General features: G+C 35.8%; 14 protein-coding genes. 11 read left to right on the plus strand and 3 right to left on the minus strand.

The window, feature by feature from the left end:
* The 8 genes from E1171_RS20170 to E1171_RS20205 all read left to right on the plus strand — a co-directional run.
* On the plus strand, nucleotides 1-642 hold a 642-nt coding region (locus E1171_RS20170), incomplete at its 5' end, for an ABC transporter ATP-binding protein (RefSeq protein ID WP_155207872.1).
* 131 nt (nucleotides 643-773) lie between these two features.
* Nucleotides 774-1,322, plus strand: a complete 549-nt coding sequence (locus E1171_RS20175) for a cob(I)yrinic acid a,c-diamide adenosyltransferase (RefSeq protein WP_155207873.1) — start codon at nucleotides 774-776, stop codon at nucleotides 1,320-1,322.
* 87 nt (nucleotides 1,323-1,409) lie between these two features.
* The gene (locus tag E1171_RS20180; RefSeq protein ID WP_155207874.1) at nucleotides 1,410-2,477 is read left to right on the plus strand and encodes a branched-chain amino acid aminotransferase; all 1,068 of its coding nucleotides are present in this window, start codon (nucleotides 1,410-1,412) and stop codon (nucleotides 2,475-2,477) included.
* 364 nt (nucleotides 2,478-2,841) lie between these two features.
* The gene (locus E1171_RS20185; protein WP_155207875.1) at nucleotides 2,842-3,351 is read left to right on the plus strand and encodes a hypothetical protein; all 510 of its coding nucleotides are present in this window, start codon (nucleotides 2,842-2,844) and stop codon (nucleotides 3,349-3,351) included.
* 255 nt (nucleotides 3,352-3,606) lie between these two features.
* Nucleotides 3,607-4,705 (plus strand): peptide chain release factor 2 gene (gene prfB / locus E1171_RS20190; RefSeq protein WP_155207876.1). Its coding sequence is split into 2 segments (ribosomal slippage): nucleotides 3,607-3,666 and nucleotides 3,668-4,705, totalling 1,098 coding nucleotides; the frame shifts between segments, so codons are not numbered across the junction.
* Between the two features lie 132 nt (nucleotides 4,706-4,837).
* Nucleotides 4,838-6,031: an MFS transporter gene (locus E1171_RS20195; RefSeq protein ID WP_155207877.1), complete on the plus strand. Its 1,194-nt coding sequence runs from the start codon at nucleotides 4,838-4,840 to the stop codon at nucleotides 6,029-6,031.
* 53 nt (nucleotides 6,032-6,084) lie between these two features.
* Nucleotides 6,085-7,119: a hypothetical protein gene (locus E1171_RS20200; RefSeq protein WP_155207878.1), complete on the plus strand. Its 1,035-nt coding sequence runs from the start codon at nucleotides 6,085-6,087 to the stop codon at nucleotides 7,117-7,119.
* Nucleotides 7,120-7,252: 133 nt separating this feature from the next.
* On the plus strand, nucleotides 7,253-7,558 hold the full coding sequence (locus E1171_RS20205; protein ID WP_155207879.1) for a hypothetical protein: 306 nt from the start codon (nucleotides 7,253-7,255) through the stop codon (nucleotides 7,556-7,558).
* A 390-nt stretch (nucleotides 7,559-7,948) separates the two neighbouring features.
* On the opposite strand, the gene E1171_RS20210 is transcribed toward E1171_RS20205, so the two are convergent.
* Together E1171_RS20210 and E1171_RS20215 are read right to left on the minus strand one after the other, a co-directional pair.
* Nucleotides 7,949-9,100, minus strand: coding sequence for a glycosyltransferase family 4 protein (locus E1171_RS20210; RefSeq protein ID WP_155207880.1), 1,152 nt, complete (start codon nucleotides 9,098-9,100; stop codon nucleotides 7,949-7,951).
* A gap of 358 nt (nucleotides 9,101-9,458) precedes the next feature.
* Nucleotides 9,459-10,460: a peptidase associated/transthyretin-like domain-containing protein gene (locus tag E1171_RS20215; protein WP_155207881.1), complete on the minus strand. Its 1,002-nt coding sequence runs from the start codon at nucleotides 10,458-10,460 to the stop codon at nucleotides 9,459-9,461.
* A gap of 117 nt (nucleotides 10,461-10,577) precedes the next feature.
* Here E1171_RS20215 and E1171_RS20220 point away from each other — a divergent pair, with 117 nt between their 5' ends.
* Entirely contained in the window at nucleotides 10,578-11,381 is an 804-nt protein-coding gene (locus E1171_RS20220; protein ID WP_155207882.1) for an aminotransferase class IV, read from the plus strand.
* A gap of 20 nt (nucleotides 11,382-11,401) precedes the next feature.
* On the opposite strand, the gene E1171_RS20225 is transcribed toward E1171_RS20220, so the two are convergent.
* Nucleotides 11,402-12,196 carry a thymidylate synthase gene (locus E1171_RS20225; RefSeq protein ID WP_155207883.1) on the minus strand — a complete coding sequence of 265 codons (795 nt, stop codon included), beginning with the start codon at nucleotides 12,194-12,196 and terminating at the stop codon, nucleotides 11,402-11,404.
* Between the two features lie 193 nt (nucleotides 12,197-12,389).
* Here E1171_RS20225 and E1171_RS20230 point away from each other — a divergent pair, with 193 nt between their 5' ends.
* On the plus strand, nucleotides 12,390-14,636 hold the full coding sequence (locus E1171_RS20230; RefSeq protein WP_155207884.1) for an efflux RND transporter permease subunit: 2,247 nt from the start codon (nucleotides 12,390-12,392) through the stop codon (nucleotides 14,634-14,636).
* Between the two features lie 561 nt (nucleotides 14,637-15,197).
* Nucleotides 15,198-16,544, plus strand: a 1,347-nt coding sequence (locus tag E1171_RS20235) for a tetratricopeptide repeat protein (RefSeq protein ID WP_155207885.1), incomplete at its 3' end; no start/stop codon positions are given.

The raw sequence follows: 16,544 nt of genomic DNA on the forward strand, positions 1-16,544 counted from the left end.
CACGCTCTCAAAACTATTTCTATTCAAATTGCTAAAGGTGAATATGTAGCCTTTATGGGACCTTCCGGATCAGGAAAATCTACTCTAATGAATATTATTGGATGTTTGGATACACCAAGTTCCGGAGATTATATCCTCAATGAAAAGCACGTGAGTGATATGACTGAAAATGAATTAGCAGAGGTCAGAAATAAAGAAATTGGTTTTGTCTTTCAAACCTTTAATTTATTACCCCGAGCTTCTGCTTTGGAGAATGTGGCTTTACCTTTAGTTTATGCAGGTTATGGAAAGGCAGATAGAGAAGAAATGGCCATGCAAAGCTTGGAAAATGTAGGTTTAGGGGACCGGGCCAAGCATAAACCCAATGAACTTTCTGGAGGTCAAAGGCAAAGGGTTGCGATTGCAAGGGCTTTGGTGAATAAACCCAGTATTATTCTGGCGGATGAGCCTACTGGTAATTTAGACTCCAAAACCTCTTATGAAATTATGGATTTATTTCAGGAATTGCATGATAAAGGAAATACTATTATCATGGTGACTCATGAAGATGATATTGCTCATTATGCCCACCGAATTGTTCGTCTAAGAGATGGACTGGTAGAATCGGATGAAATAAATGAAAAATTAATAATTAATAATTAATTGGTGGGTGAATTTTTGGTTTTCCAAAATTCACTCATTCACTTATTTTTCCCATCAATTTTTAACCTCTCTATTCATTCTTCATTATTCCTTATTAACAATTCCTTAAATTTAAGTACTAAATTGAAAAGATGAAGGTTTATACTAGAACAGGAGATAAAGGCAGAACAGCTCTGTTGGGAGGCACCAGGGTGTCCAAAGCTGATGATAGAATTCATGCTTATGGAACTGTAGATGAGTTGAATTCTTATTTGGGTTTGCTCAGGGATTTTGAGGTGAATGGTAAACGCAGGGACCTTTTGAAAGAGGTACAGGACCGTTTGTTTACCATTGGATCCTTATTGGCCAGTGATCTGGAAAAATCAAAAGTAAAAGTTCCCGATTTATTGGATAGTGATGTAGAGCTTCTTGAAAAATCCATGGATCAGATGAGTGAAGGTTTGCCAGAAATGAGGAGCTTTATCCTTCCCGGTGGGCATCAAACAGTTTCATTTGCTCATATTGCTCGTTGCGTTTGTAGAAGAGCGGAACGACTGGTAATTGGAATGGGTGCTTCTGATACTATCACTTGGAGAATAATACAATATCTCAATAGATTGTCCGACTTTCTTTTTGTTCTTTCTCGCAAAATGGCGCAAGAACTTAAAGTGGAGGAGGTTTGCTGGAAAGCCCGAATGTAATTCAGAAATCGTTTGAATCAGGGGCTAAATTGTTTAATTTTGATCTTTGGTTTCCTGCCTACAGCAAAACACGTTATTTTATAAATTATGGTTGAGACAATTGATATAAAGATTGAAAAAGTTACTCACTCACGAATTGATCAGGTGGACTTTGATAATATTGTATTCGGAAGAAATTTCTCCGATCACATGTTTACAGCGGATTATAAGAATGGTGAATGGGCTAATTTTCAGATTGTTCCCTACCAGGATTTAAAGCTAAATCCTGCCAATTCGGCTTTGCATTATGGGCAGTCCATCTTTGAGGGATTGAAGGCTTATAGAAATGAAAAAAATGAGGTGTTGGTGTTTCGTCCAGATCAAAATGCCCGACGCCTTAGAGAATCCGCTATGCGAATGTGTATGCCGGAATTGCCAGAAGAAATCTTCATGACGGGTTTAAACAAATTATTAGAACTGGATTCTGCCTGGGTTCCTTCAGGTAAGGATAAGTCTCTTTATATCAGGCCTTTTATATTTGCAATGGATGATTATCTGGGTATTCGTCCATCAGATACTTATAAGTTTATGATTATTACCGGACCAGTAGGGGCTTACTATTCTGAACCGGTAAAGGTAAAGGTGGAAACCCGTTTTTCAAGAGCAGTAGAAGGTGGTACAGGAGCCGCTAAAACGGCGGGAAATTATGCAGCATCTCTTTATCCAGCAAAATTGGCGCAACAGCAAGGTTATCATCAACTTATCTGGACAGATTCTAAGGAACACCGATATATTGAAGAATCGGGTACTATGAATGTGATGTTTTTGATTGGAAATAAATTAATTACAGCTAATACAGGAGATACGATTTTACACGGAATTACAAGAGACTGTGCCCTAACTTTGGCTCGTGATTGGGGTTATGAAGTGGAAGAACGTCGCGTTTCTGTCAATGAAATCATTGAGGCTGCAAAAAATGGTGAGTTGAAAGAAGCATTTGGCACAGGAACTGCCGCAACCATTACCCATATTGCCGTAATCTCACATGAGGGTATAGAATATAATTTACCAGAAGTAGGGGGAAGAACTCTTTCCAATCGATTGCTTCAGGAATTAGATGCCATTAAAGTCGGAATAACTGAAGATAAACACAATTGGGTATATCGTATTTTGTAAAGGAGAGAGGATCCTTTTCCAAATTAAGGTTTATTCAATTTTCATTTTGAATTTTACACCTATGAAGGTCCAACGATTTTGTTGGACTTTTTTTGTGGAATTTTCAAAACATACGACCATTAAAAAGTTTTGATAGTAAGCGTTTGTTTAATTTTTTTGAAGAGGCAAATAGCCTAGGGAAAATCGAGTGAAGTGTTTTTTCTAAGATTAGCGGAAGATTATGGCTTGAAGAAAAGAAAATGAATGTTTCAAATGGTATTTGACGAAGAATAAATAAACATGCTCCTGGGCTATTTTTCTTCATCTGTTCTAAGGAAAACAATTTAGGTATCCTCTTATGGCTGTGATAAGGCATATTTTGCCTATGCATATAAAATTCTTGTTGTTGGTAGCTTTTATTTGGTTGTGCATTTGTCAGGAGGTACAGGCACAAAAGTACTTGCTTCTTCATAAAGCCAATAGCAAACGCCGTTATCAAATTTATCCAGGAGAAGTAATAAGGTATAAATTGAAGGATCAGGATAATTATTTAGAGGATATTATTCGAGATTTTGATGTGGAAAAAAACCTGATCATTTTTGACATCGGAGCTATAAATGTAAATAATATAGCGGCGGTTGATATCCGGCCTTATGAGAAAAAGCCGGGAATAAGCATCAGTCGTTGGGGAACTTGGTTTATTGCCGGTGGAGTGGCTTATGTGGTTATCACAGGCTTCAATGGATTAAGACGGGCGGGAAATGAAATTGTGATCAATGAAAGTGTCTGGATTATTTCGGGTAGTCTAGTAGCAATTGGGGTGTTTTTAAAGCTAATGAAAAAGAAAAAATTTAAACCCAAGGGGAATCGGCTTATTGAAATTGTGGAGATTTGATTTGGCTAATTTCAATGATGGTTCGTTTTTATACTTAGGATGTTTTAGGTTGGAATTTGCAAATCTTATTTTGAATGCAGACCTTCGTCTTCAAAATTAAATAAACAGGAGGGAATTCCTTTAAGTGAGTTTGAAATGAAAACAGGTTGAAGGAAGATCCGTTTAGTTTGAAAGGTTGTGAGAATACCTTGTTTGACCATTTTTTCTGAGGAAGGGTTCCTCACAAAAGGATTTATTTTTATTTTTCAATTTATTATGACAACAGATCAATTAAAAGATTTAAAGGCTCGTGTTAATGCCTTAAGGAGGTATCTTTGACTACGATACCAAGATAAGAGAAATTCAGGAAGAAGAATCCATTACTACACAAGCTGACTTTTGGGATAATCCAAAGGAGGCTGAGAAACTGCTGAAAACTATTAAGGGGAAAAAAATGTGGACCAATAGTTTTGAAGTGGTGAATACTGGTATTGAGGATTTGGAAACCCTTCAGGAATTCTACGAATTGGGAGAAGCTGAGGCAGAAGAGTTGGAAAGTGAATACCAACAATTGTTAACTTCAGTAGATGAGTTGGAGTTCAAAAAAATGCTCAGTAGTGAAGAAGACCAACTTAGCGCCATGCTTGAGATAAATCCGGGAGCAGGAGGAACTGAAAGTCAGGATTGGGCTTCCATTTTGCTTAGGATGTATACAATGTGGGGTGAAAAGCAGGGCTTTAAAGTTCGTCAGGTCAACTATCAGCCAGGAGATACGGCTGGTATTAAATCAGCCACTTTGGAATTGGAAGGTGATTTTGCCTATGGCTATTTGAAGTCGGAAATAGGGGTCCATCGCTTAGTAAGGATTTCTCCCTTTGATTCAGGAGGCCGGAGGCACACTTCTTTTGCTTCTGTTTATGCATATCCTATTGTGGATGATACCATAGAAATTGAGGTTAAACCTTCTGATATTACCTGGGAAACTTTTCGATCCGGTGGAGCAGGAGGACAAAATGTCAATAAAGTGGAAACTGCTGTACGTTTACGTCACGCACCTTCTGGTCTTATTGTAGAATGTCAACAGGAAAGGGCTCAGCTTAAGAACAAAGAAAAGGCCCTCAAGATGCTAAAATCTCGCCTTTACCAATTGGAGATTGAAAAAAGAAATGAGGAAAGAGCTAAGGTAGAAAGTTCAAAAATGAGAATTGATTTTGGTTCTCAAATACGGAACTATGTCCTCCACCCTTATAAACTGATTAAGGATGCTCGAACAGGAGTTGAAAGAACGGATGTGCAGAATGTACTTGATGGGGAGTTGGATGATTATATTCGTGCCTTTTTAATGGGGCAGAATGAAAGCCCAGAGGAGAATTAATCTGAAGTTCATTTTTAAAGTGTAAATAAAACAGGTTAAAATGAGTATTTAACCTGTTTTTTTATATCCAATTTAGAAAACACTCCGTTAAAGGCCTTTATATATTTATATCTACCTACTAAATAAAAACGAATGAGTGAAGCATCTACTAGCCAAAAAGTTTATACCCTACAGTTTTTTTTACTTTGTCTAAGCTCTTTTTTGTTCTTTGGGAGTTTCAATATGATGATTGCTGAATTGCCCGCTTATTTAACAAAATTGGGAGGGGAAGATTATAAAGGGCTGATTATTTCCTTATTTACCCTCACTGCTGGTCTTTCTCGTCCTATCAGCGGAAAGTTGACAGATAATATTGGCCGTATCCCGGTAATGGTTTTTGGTGCCGCGGTTTGTTTCATTTGTGGTTTTGTCTATCCCTTTATTGGGGGAGTAGCCGCTTTTCTGTTTTTACGATTTGTTCATGGCCTCTCTACTGGTTTTAAACCTACAGCTACCGTGGCCTATGTGGCGGACATCGTCCCGGCTGATCGTAGGGGAGAAGCAATGGGATTATCAGGAATTTCCGGAACTCTTGGAATGGCTGCCGGGCCGGCACTGGGAAGCTATATCACTCTTAATTTTTCTTTAGATTATATGTTTTATGCTTCTTCAGTAATGGCTATTTTATCGGTACTTATTCTTGTTGGGATGAAGGAAACCCTACCTATTGCCAGCCGGAGGCCATTTCATCCCCGTTTGCTTAGTATTTCAAAAAGTGAAATCATTGAGCCCAGAGTATTTGCTCCTTCTTTAGTAATGCTACTTACATATTATTCTTTTGGAGTAATAATGACCATTATTCCTGACCTGACGGTTCATTTGGGAGCAGAAAATAAAGGTATATTTTTTACGGTTTTCACATTAAGTTCTTTGCTAGTACGGTTGGTTGCAGGTAAAATGTCTGATCGTTTTGGTCGTGTGGTCTTGCTTAAGGTTTCCACCACTGTTTTAACAATTGCGATGCTTTTTATTGGGTGGTCGCATAACATCACAGAGCTGTTAATTGGATCTGCACTTTTTGGGATTGCTGCAGGAATTAATTCTCCCATAATTTTTGCATGGGCCGTGGATTTATGTAAAGCGGAACATCGTGGAAGAGCTATTGCAACCCTATTTATTGCCATGGAGTTAGCCATAGGCTTAGGGGCCTTAATTGGGGCATGGATTTTTGATAATCGCCCGGAAATGTTTTCCTATGCCTTTTGGTCTGGGGGAATTCTATCTTTAGGAGCTTTTTTATATCTATGGTTAGGAGTTAGAAATAAACCGGTAAAGGTTCTCTATTAATAGATAATAAGTTAAATTTATGGCAATATTATTTACCAGTAAATACTATTGCCATGAAAATATACAATGCCAATTTCAAGGCCTTTACTTTAGGAATTCTGGGTCTTGCGGCAATTTATGCTGCCATGTTATGGTTGGTGGGGAGCACTCACTATATGCAGCAACCACTATTGTTTTCAAGGGCAGTTTCTGCAGATCTGATTTTTACAGCTCCTTTGGTTTATTTTTTACTAATTTTTCGGAGCAGTATTCCCAAAATTACGGTAATTCCGGTCTTTGTCCTTTCCCTTTTTGTGGGCTTCTATATTTTACCTGAAAAACATCAGCAATATTTAGATTGGGCCTATACCACTCTATTGCCTTTGGCAGAAGTAGGAGTGATTGTTTATGTTTTTTCCAGGGTAAGAAAAATTATCCAGGAATTTAGGAAAAGTGGAAGGGAAGGAGCAATTGACTTTCTGGAGATTTTGCGTGAAGTAACCTTTAGAGTTTTTGGAAATCGAAAGGTGGCAGATATTTTTTCCACAGAGATTTCTGTTTTTTATTATGCCTTTTTTTGTAGGAAACCTAAGTTTTCAGAGGATAATAATTATTTTTCCTACCATAGAGAGAACGGCTTATTGGCAATGATTTCGGTTTTTATTCTTATTATAGGGGTGGAAACTGTGGGTTTACATGTGGTGGTTGATGTTTTTGTAAACGCAACGGTTGCCTGGGTTTTAACAGGCGCTAGTTTATATTCTTTATTGTACCTGATTGCCCAATATAGGGCTTCAGTTTTTCGACCCATACAAATAGGGGAAAAGGATATAAATATCCGTTTTGGTTTAATGGGAAATGCTAAAATTGCTTTTAATAACATCTCAAAAATTGAACTTTCTTCCAATGAGCCCAATGATGAAAAGAAAAAATTGAAGTTTTCTTTATTAGGAGGATTGGGAGGTCATAATGTGATCATATATCTTAGGAATCCATCTTTTTCAATTGGAGCCTTTGGAATCAAGACCCACTTTCAAATTTTGATGCTTGAAGTGGATGATAAAGAAGAATTTGTTCGAAAAACAAGAGAAAACTGTAATATTGAATGATCTTGAAAGGATTTTTTATTCTTCAGGAAGTGTTTTTTTTGATTTAATTCTGCGGATTTTTCTTGATTATTTGACTTTAAAATTTGTAGATTTAATGTAAAGTCCCACCTTGAAATCTTCATAGCATTAAATCATGACCACTAAAGAATTATTGACCAATCAATGGGGAAAACCTGGTTTCCTTGTATTTATAAAGTTGCAAAATGAACATCAGCTTATTGCTCATCATAATGACTTGGGAAATGATTTTGATGAGTTTTCAGAATTTGATGACGATTTTGATGATGAGTTTAATCCTAAGGAATTTAAACAAATAGAAAGGGAAATAGATAGGGTTTTTGAAGAGTATCAGGAAGAAGAAGATAGTGGGGAGGATATTGATGATTTTCACATAGACTTTTTACTGGTTTCTACACAGAATGATTCAGGAGGGCTTTAATTATTATTCTTAGCTCGTTAATGTGGATTAGAGCCAATTGTGTAGGAGTTTCGATTGGACCAAATTCCCTCGTACTTCTTACAAAAACCGTTTAAAAAAACTTGAGAGCTGTTTTATTAGCCCTTAGTTTTGTTCGACCTTTAAATTATTCCTTTTGAAGGAAAGGCTAATGCCATGCTATTGAATTTAATGCTGTTTTTATTACAGTACAGTTTTTTCTCCCTTTAAAAAGGCTTAAGAGAAAATAGAAGATTATATTCTTATTTTTTATTTTCTTGATTTCAATTGTTATGAATGTCACCCTCATTTAATGAGAGCGTTCTTATATCTCATAAAAATCATTAGACTTCGATATTAATCGGAAGAATTTTAATTTTTTTGGTGAAAAACTTAGGTGTATAATTCGGTTTCTCGGGTAGTTTCTTGTGTTTTATCTGAATATTTTTGGTTGGGGTAGGATAATTCCCTGTACATTTGGATGGTTTTTATTATTGTTTTGTCAATATGTAAATGGTCTATCATATGTTTTTTTGCATTCCGACCCATTTTCTCTAAGGTTAGAGGATTTTTATGGAGTTTAATTATTGCATTTGCCATATCCCTAGGTGATTTTACAGGGACTTTTAGACCGTTTTCTTCATGAATTACTAAATCTTTGATTCCAGGAATATCAGTTGATATTGTTGGGATACCTAAACTCATAGCCTCAATAACCACTTTAGGCAATCCTTCTTTTAGGGAAGGCAGAACCAATACATTTGAGGCAGCAAGAATATTTAAGGGGTCGTTTTTTGGACCTAGAATATGAATTCTATTTTTAATGGGGCTTTTATTTATGAGGTCCTGCATTTCTTTGGAATCCATTCCCTGTCCTATCAACAGTAAATGAATTGGAATATTTTCTTGGAGAAAATAGGTTGACTTAATAAGGTCAGGGATACCCTTAACAGGTCTTACATTTGCTATGCAAACAATTTTAAAGTGATTTTGAGGAATATTCAACTCTTTTTCTAGGTCCATTTTCCCGATATTATCGTACCATGACGGATGGTGACCCTTAAGGATAGTTACTAATTTCTCTTTTTTGAAAAATAATTGCTTAGCTAAACTTTCATTTACTGCATTAGAGTTACATATAATTTTATCGACCCTTGGGTTTAAGAATTTTAAGTAGGCTGTTGGATCATACCAGTGAACATTTCCGGCATATCCTCTATAAAGGATCACCTTTACTGGTAAATTGCGGCTTGCTCTAAGTCCATTGATAATGGCTTTTGAAGTAAAAAGATGAAGAAAATCATATTTTTCTTTAATAAGCCAATTCCTTAAAAACTTAACAGTTGAGGAAGAAAATTTTTTCTTTGGATGAAAGTCAATTACCCGAATTCCAGCGTCCTTGAAGATCTTTACGTACTCCCCGTCTCCATAAGTCATGATGTCAATCTGATGACCTAGTTTAGCCAACCCAATAAAAACCTCAGCTTCTGGTCTGACAGTTTGTGTGCTTCTGTAATTGCTTATGACTAATATTTTGTAAGGCATTTCGAAGTTTTGATTTTGACCACCTAAAAATACTCTCTTTTCCTTTACTTGTATTCTATTTCTAATATGAGAGTTATTCTAAATATTCTGATTATTGATATTTAATTTGTCTCATATCAGTACGAAGTTAAAACAAATAAATTTCCTTTCTTCTTTTTGGGTTAAATTTAAAAATCTGCTGCCAATACCTGGGAAACACTCCTTTTCAAAATATGAAGAATTAAAAACAATTTCTTTTATCTTAATTATAAGTTCACAAAGAATTGTAAAAAATATTTGATTAGCAAGATTTTATAAATTGGGATGATTTTTCTTTTTTTGAAGAAAGTCCAATGAATTCCTGATTTTTTTCGTGTCTTTATCCTTGATTGGAATTCATCTTATTGTAGGGATCTTCTTCATTTTGAAAAGCTAAGAACTTTTTGTTGATGGCCTCAAGTACTTCATATTTACTCGATTTGAGTAAGAATTCCTCTGTAAATTTACAGTACTCCATGAATTGATCTAGCCTGCTTCCTTTGAGAGAAGTTAAATCAGAAACGATGTCCCGATTGAATTTGGAGTGAATTAATTGTTGTTTACCTTTTTCTTGTTTTATTAAAGCTAGTTTTTTACGTTCCTTGGCTTTTTTGCTAAATTTTTCGGTAATAAAGGAAGTCGGAATTCCCACCTTGACCAAATCACCTCCCATTCCGTTGTCAACATCATGAAAATCTTCTTCTTTATACTTTTTGAATTTCTCACTTAGGTAGGCCTCCTTTGGTAAATTCAGGTCAAACTCTTCTTCAGGTATATAGGAAAGTATTCGTTTTTTAAACTCCTCTTCTTCAGGGTAAATATCAATTTTCAAGGGATCGAGCATATGGGCGGCTGGTTTAAGGGAAACCACAATTCCATCCTTTTTAAAGGTTTCTAAGTTCTCAATGGTGAGGGTGTCCATTTCATATTCCACCGAAGAAAACACAATTTTATCTCCCTCGCTTACAATGATTTTAAATATTCCATTTTCATTCGTGATAGTTCCTAACTTTTTATTGAGGTTTATCAAATGGACGAATTCGGCAGCTTGTTGATCATCTTTATTTATTAGCTTTCCTGATAGCTCAGTTTGGGAAACAGAAGTATGCTGCTGTGCCCAACCAATATTAGGCAATATGAGAAGGAAGATTCCTAAAAATAAAAATGAAATTAGTAAATACCTTAACAGCATAGAGGAGCTTTTGAGTTGGTAGGGAAAACGAAAAAGATCTACCGATAGTATATTGTCTGAGTTAAGATTTATAGGATATTTGGATTTTGGGCTTATTTGTGTGCATATAGACAACGGAAACTTAATTTGCAGAAGTTTAAATTGAGCCATTTCTTAATCATTTAGGTTGCAAGAGCTTTTTTAGTTCTTTAAAACAAGTTTCTCTTTTATCTTTAAATCCCTTTATCTTTTCATTGTATTAATCCTAATTCAGACATTTTGTCCTTTATGCATATTATTTACAATTTAAAAGTAGAACAGGAGAGCGATGCTATGCGCCTTCTGGCCAATAACAGAGCATTTCAATATGGTGATGGCCTGTTTGAGACCATGATTCTACAGGATGGGACCATTCGGTTTCTACCCTGGCATTTAGAAAGGCTGGTTCAGGGAATGAAGGTTTTGAAAATGGAGGCAGAGAAGGTTTTAGATGCAATAAGCCTTCAAGAATTGGTTGGAGAATTAATTGTTGCAAATGAACTAAAAGATAAGGATTGCCGAATAAAGCTCCAGGTATGGAGAAAAAGTGGTGGTTTGTACACGCCTAAAAGTCATGGTGTTGAAAAGTTAATGACCGTTAAGCCTTTTATTTCTCCTAAATCATTTGTTAAAGAGCAAGTTGCATTTGCAGAAAGTGTGCAATTAAATTATTCTCCTTTTTCTAGGTTTAAAAGTTGCAATGCCTTACCCTATGTTTTAGCGGGGATTGAGCGTGAAGAACGACAATTAGATGATCTGATCTTGACTGATCAGCAGGGATTTATCTCTGAATGCTGTTCAGCAAACATTTTTTGGCGGGTAGGAGATAATTGGTTTACTCCATCTCTCGAAACTGGCTGCGTGGATGGGATTATGCGCAGGGCAATTATTCAAAAAATGAAAAAAAATGCTTCTCATTTGTTGGAAGTTAAGGCTAAGAAGGTTGATTTGATGGAAGCCAATGAGGTTTTTTGTTGTAATGTAACAGGAATTTACCCAATAAGGGAAATTGAGGGTAGAGAATTTGAGCTATCAACCTTCCAAGGTGTTTGACTTTGGAAGGTTGATGACATTTAAATCGCAACCGGTGCTTTAATGTGGGGATGAGGATCGTAATTCTCCAATTTGAAATCTTCGAATTTAAAATCAAAAATACTTTTAATTTCTGGGTTTAATTCCATTTGAGGAAGAGCTCTAGGCTCCCGACTTAATTGAAGTTTTGCCTGATCGATATGATTAAGATATAGGTGTGCATCTCCAAAGGTGTGAATAAACTCCCCATACTCCAGCCCACACACCTGTGCGGTCATCATGGTCAATAATGCATAAGAAGCAATATTAAATGGGACACCTAAAAATACATCTGCACTTCTTTGATAAAGCTGGCAGGATAATTTCCCCTCCGCTACATAAAACTGAAAAAAGGCATGGCAAGGGGGTAATTTCATTTGGTTGATATCAGCTACATTCCAGGCGCTAACTATAAGTCGACGAGAGTCTGGGGTGTTTTTTATTTGGTCAATTACTTGGCTGATCTGGTCAATGTGAGTTCCATCAGGACTTGGCCAGGACCTCCATTGGGCACCATAAACTGGTCCTAAATTACCATTTTCATCAGCCCACTCATCCCATATACGTACTCCATTTTCTTTTAAATATTGAATGTTGGTATCCCCTTTTAAAAACCATAATAATTCATGAATAATGGATCGTAAATGTAATTTCTTGGTGGTTACAAGTGGAAATCCCTGGGATAAATCAAATCGCATTTGGTAGCCAAAAACGCTGAGTGTGCCGGTGCCAGTTCTATCTTCTTTTTTTATGCCATTGTCCAGAATATGTTGTAGTAAGGTTTGATATTGTTGCATGTTTTGAGTGTCTATTATTTTGGTTTGGTCCCTTTTTTTCTCAAAGATAAGACTCTTTCCCTTTAAAAATAAAAGGAAATTTTTCTGGCGGACAAGTTTAATTTTTTTGCAGTGCTTTAGTATATGAAATTTTATGCTAATGATGGTTTTTAAGGCTAATATTTTTGTTTAACAAAAAAGCTTCTATTAGGCCATGCCAAAGAGAATTGCATGGGTGGTTATATGCCTTAATTTATTGGTAACCCTTGTTGGGTTATATTTCACCCAGAAAATCCAATTTGACTATGACGTGGAAAACTTTTTTCCCGTAGATGATCCTAAATATACCTTCTATGAAAAATATCGACAGGAATTTGAAAATGACAACGACTATTTACTTATAGCATTAATTTCAAGGGATGGGATTTTTCAGCAAGGATTTTTGTCTCAAGTTGATCTCTTAACCAAAGAATTGCGTGAGATCGAAGATGTTGTAAAAGTCAATTCTCCAACTGATTTGAAAAGGCCTGTTTATACTCCAATGGGCTGGATTGAAATACCCGTTCTTCATATTGGTGATCCAGACAGATATTATGTGGATAGTGTGAAAATCTACAGGGACAGTACTTTGGTAGGGAGTTTTTTTGCTAAAGATGGAAAATCTGTCGCGCTTATATTACAAAACACCCAATTCCTTTCAAAGGAAAAAGGAGATACTTTGGCTTTTAATGTAAGGAAAGCAATTCGAAGCCATGGCTTCAGAAATTATCATGTGGCCGGTAAAGCAAAAACACAGGGGATTTACATTCGAAGTTTACAAAGGGAATTTTCCGAATTTCTTGGAGCATCAGTTCTTTTAGTGATTCTCTTTCTCTATTTGACCTTTCATTCCTTCCGATTATTGATTCTTCCTCTTTTGGTGGTGAGTATGGCCATTGTTTGGATGCTAGGAATTGTGGCGTTTCTGGGAAAGCCCTTAGATATTATGATGGTCTTGATGCCCACAATCTTATTTGTAGTGGGGATGTCAGATGTAGTGCATATTCAAACCAAGTACATAGAAATTCTTAGCCAAGGAAAAAGTAAGTTAAATGCTTTACAGATAACTGTAAAGGAAGTGGGATGGGCTACTTTCCTTACTTCATTGACAACCGCCATTGGTTTTTTGACCCTTCATACTGCTAGCATAGTAGCTATTAGGCACTTTGGGTTTTACACAGCATTGGGGGTAACGGCTGCTTTTGTGACTGCCTTCACCTTTTTTCCTTCTTCTCTTCTTTTGATGCCTCCTCCCCGTGTAACTAAGAAGGCTAGGTACAATGATTCCTGGCAAAAATTCCTGCGACGTTTATATAGCTTCGTATTAAGTCAAAAGAAGACAATTTTGCTTTTCTTTCTCATAATAACTTTACTTTCAATTTATGGGATTACCAGAATTCAGATTAATACATTTTTGTTGGAGGATGCCCCGAAGGACTCGCGTATTAAGAAGGATTTTCAATTTTTTGATGATCATTATGGGGGAGTAAGGCCATTTGAATTGGCTTTTTGGCCTAAAAGAAAGGGCATATCAGTTTATGATCCCGCGGTGCTTAGAGAAATATCTAAGATTGAGAGCTATTTGAATAAGCAATATGGTGTTAATAACCTTATTTCGCCGGCATCCTTAGTTAAATCTTTAAATCAGGGTCTTCATGCAGGAAATCCTATTTTTTATCAGCTTCCAGTAATTGAAAAGGATTGGGATCGGGTGTTGAAAATGGCCCTAAAGATGGACAAAAGTAAATTGGTCCCACAAGTAAGTGCAAATAAGCAAACTTTGGGACGGATTAGTGGCCGTTCACCAGATATTGGCAGTAAGCCTTCCTTAGAAAAAAACAGGGAGTTGGAAAATTTCATAAAGAATGAAGTAGATACTACCTTAATTTCCCATAGATTGACTGGTTCCTCTCCTTTGATTGATGAGAATAATAGAACTTTGGCAAATAATATGCTTCAAGGTCTGGCCATCGCCTTTGTGGTAATTGCGCTTATTGCAGGTTTAATGTTCCGTTCTTTCCGTATGATTTTAATCGCCTTGCTTCCAAATGTTATCCCCTTGGTAATGATTGCTGGGATAATGGGATTTTTCGCTATTCCATTAAAATTGTCCACCTCTGTGATCTTTTCGATCTCTTTCGGAATTGCTGTCGATGACACTATTCATATGATCAGTAAGTTTAAATTGGAACTGAATAAGGGGAAGGGTAAGTTGTATGCCCTGAAAACCACCTATCTTTCAACTGGCAAAGCCGTAATCATTACAAGTTTAATTTTAGCAGCCGGATTTTTGATTTTGATATTTTCTTCCTTTGGGGGGACTTTCTATACGGGCTTATTTGTCAGTCTTACTCTTATTTTTGCCTTAATTGCAGATATGACGCTCTTACCTCTCTTAATAATTTTACTTTACCGCCCTTGATTTCCTTTTGTTGTTTTTATGTTGTGATTTATTTGTTCTTAATCTCATTGTAATTATTGGTATGTTTTATAATTTTAATATTAGATAGTTTTTTTAAAGGGAAATTGTAAAAAAGATCCTATTTTTTAGTTGTGTTTAGGTTTTTATCCTGCTTTTTAGATTTTGTAGCTTGAAAAGCTTCTCACTGTTTTTAGGTTTATTCCATCGATAATTGGTAAACGTAAAAATAGGGTAAGTGTGCCAGTATCTGTGAAATTAACTTTTCTCTGCAAAGTTTTGGTTTTCTTAAGTTATTACCACGGGTAATTTCAAGTTCCTTTATTTTGAGTGAAATGCCAGATTTTTTAACCATAATTTGACCAAATCGTCGTTTTCAATTTGTTGTTTTTACGGGTTGATTTTTTTAGTGGATGATTCTTCGGAAATCATATGAAGTATATTTTTAAAATAACATTCGTCATTTTTTTGTTATTTCTTAGTCTCTCAGTTGCTTCTGGCCGAGGAAGGAAAGAAATAAATGTTATTGGGAGCCCTGGAAGTGTTGTACCATCAAAAGATTTGATGAAGAAAAATAATGCTTTATCCAAACAATGTCGATTTTTAGATCCAGATTCGGCATTAATTTATGGAAAACGAGCTGCAAATCTTGCTGAGCGTTTAAATGACCAAAAGGAATTATCTAGGGCTTTTTTAAATCAAGGAGTTGTCTACGCCCTTAGAGGCAAAAATGATGAAGCTTTACTTTTATATGAAAAGTCCTTAAAAAAGGCTCAAGATATTAATTATGTAAAAGGAATAGAAAATGCCTTTCTGGCCTTGGGAGGAATCCAGTTTGAAAAGGGAAATTGGGAAAAAGGGCTTGATTATTTTTTTCATTCCCTGGAAATTTCGGACCATGAAGAGTTAACCGAGTTTCAAAAAGCCTTGATTCTTAATTATATAGGGTGGTTAAATGTAGTTAGAAAGAATTATAAAAGGGCTGAAGATCTTTTTGGTTTGGCACTTAATTACGAACCGGATATTAGATCTGAAGAGTTAAAGGTCAAAATTTTAAGTAATTTGGCATATATCCAGGCTATTCAAAAAAACAATGACCTAGCTCTTGATTTTATTAGGGAAGCTAAAGAATTAGCAAATCAAACAAATAATAGGTTTGGAATTTCTGAAGTGTTTTTTAATAAAGGAATAGTGGCATTGAATGAAAATAAATTTGGAGAGGCCTCCCAGTATTTTAGGAGGTCAATTTCTCAAAATGAAAGCTTGGATAATATTAATGGGCTTTCGATTGATTACTATTATATGGCGAAACTTGCTTTTGTTCAGGGAGAATATCCCTTGGCTCTAAAATACCTGGATAAAAGTCAATATTATACGAACATCACACTTTCAAAAGTGCAAATGGCCGAAAACTCAGTTCTTTACAATAAGGTTTATGAGGCTTTGGGGAATATAAAAATGGCCTATAAAGCCCAAAATCAGTTTCTGGCTTTTCATGATAGTTTAATGAGTGAAGAATCCATTGCCGTGGCGGAAATATTTCTAAAGGATCTTCAGCACAAAAGAGTACAAAAAATTATCGGGATTAAGAATTTAGAAATTCAAAAAGATAAAACCATAATAGGACTATTGTTTGTAGTGTTGTTGCTGCTATGTTTAATGGGGTTGGGCCTTTTCTTAAGGTATAAAAATAATAAGAAAGTAACAGCAAAATTACATTTGAAGAATGATGAGATTCTTGGTCTAAAAAACAAAATTGAAGCCCAAAATATTATTTTGGAAAAAACTAACCAGGATTTGGAACGGACCGTTTCGCTTAGAACAAAAAACCTTCAGCAAGTAAGTAAGGAATTGGAGTTACTTATTTATAGGTCTTCTCATGATTTAAAAGGTCCACTTACTTCCATAAAG

This window comes from Xanthovirga aplysinae, assembly GCF_009711365.1.
GTDB classification, from domain to species: domain Bacteria; phylum Bacteroidota; class Bacteroidia; order Cytophagales; family Cyclobacteriaceae; genus Xanthovirga; species Xanthovirga aplysinae.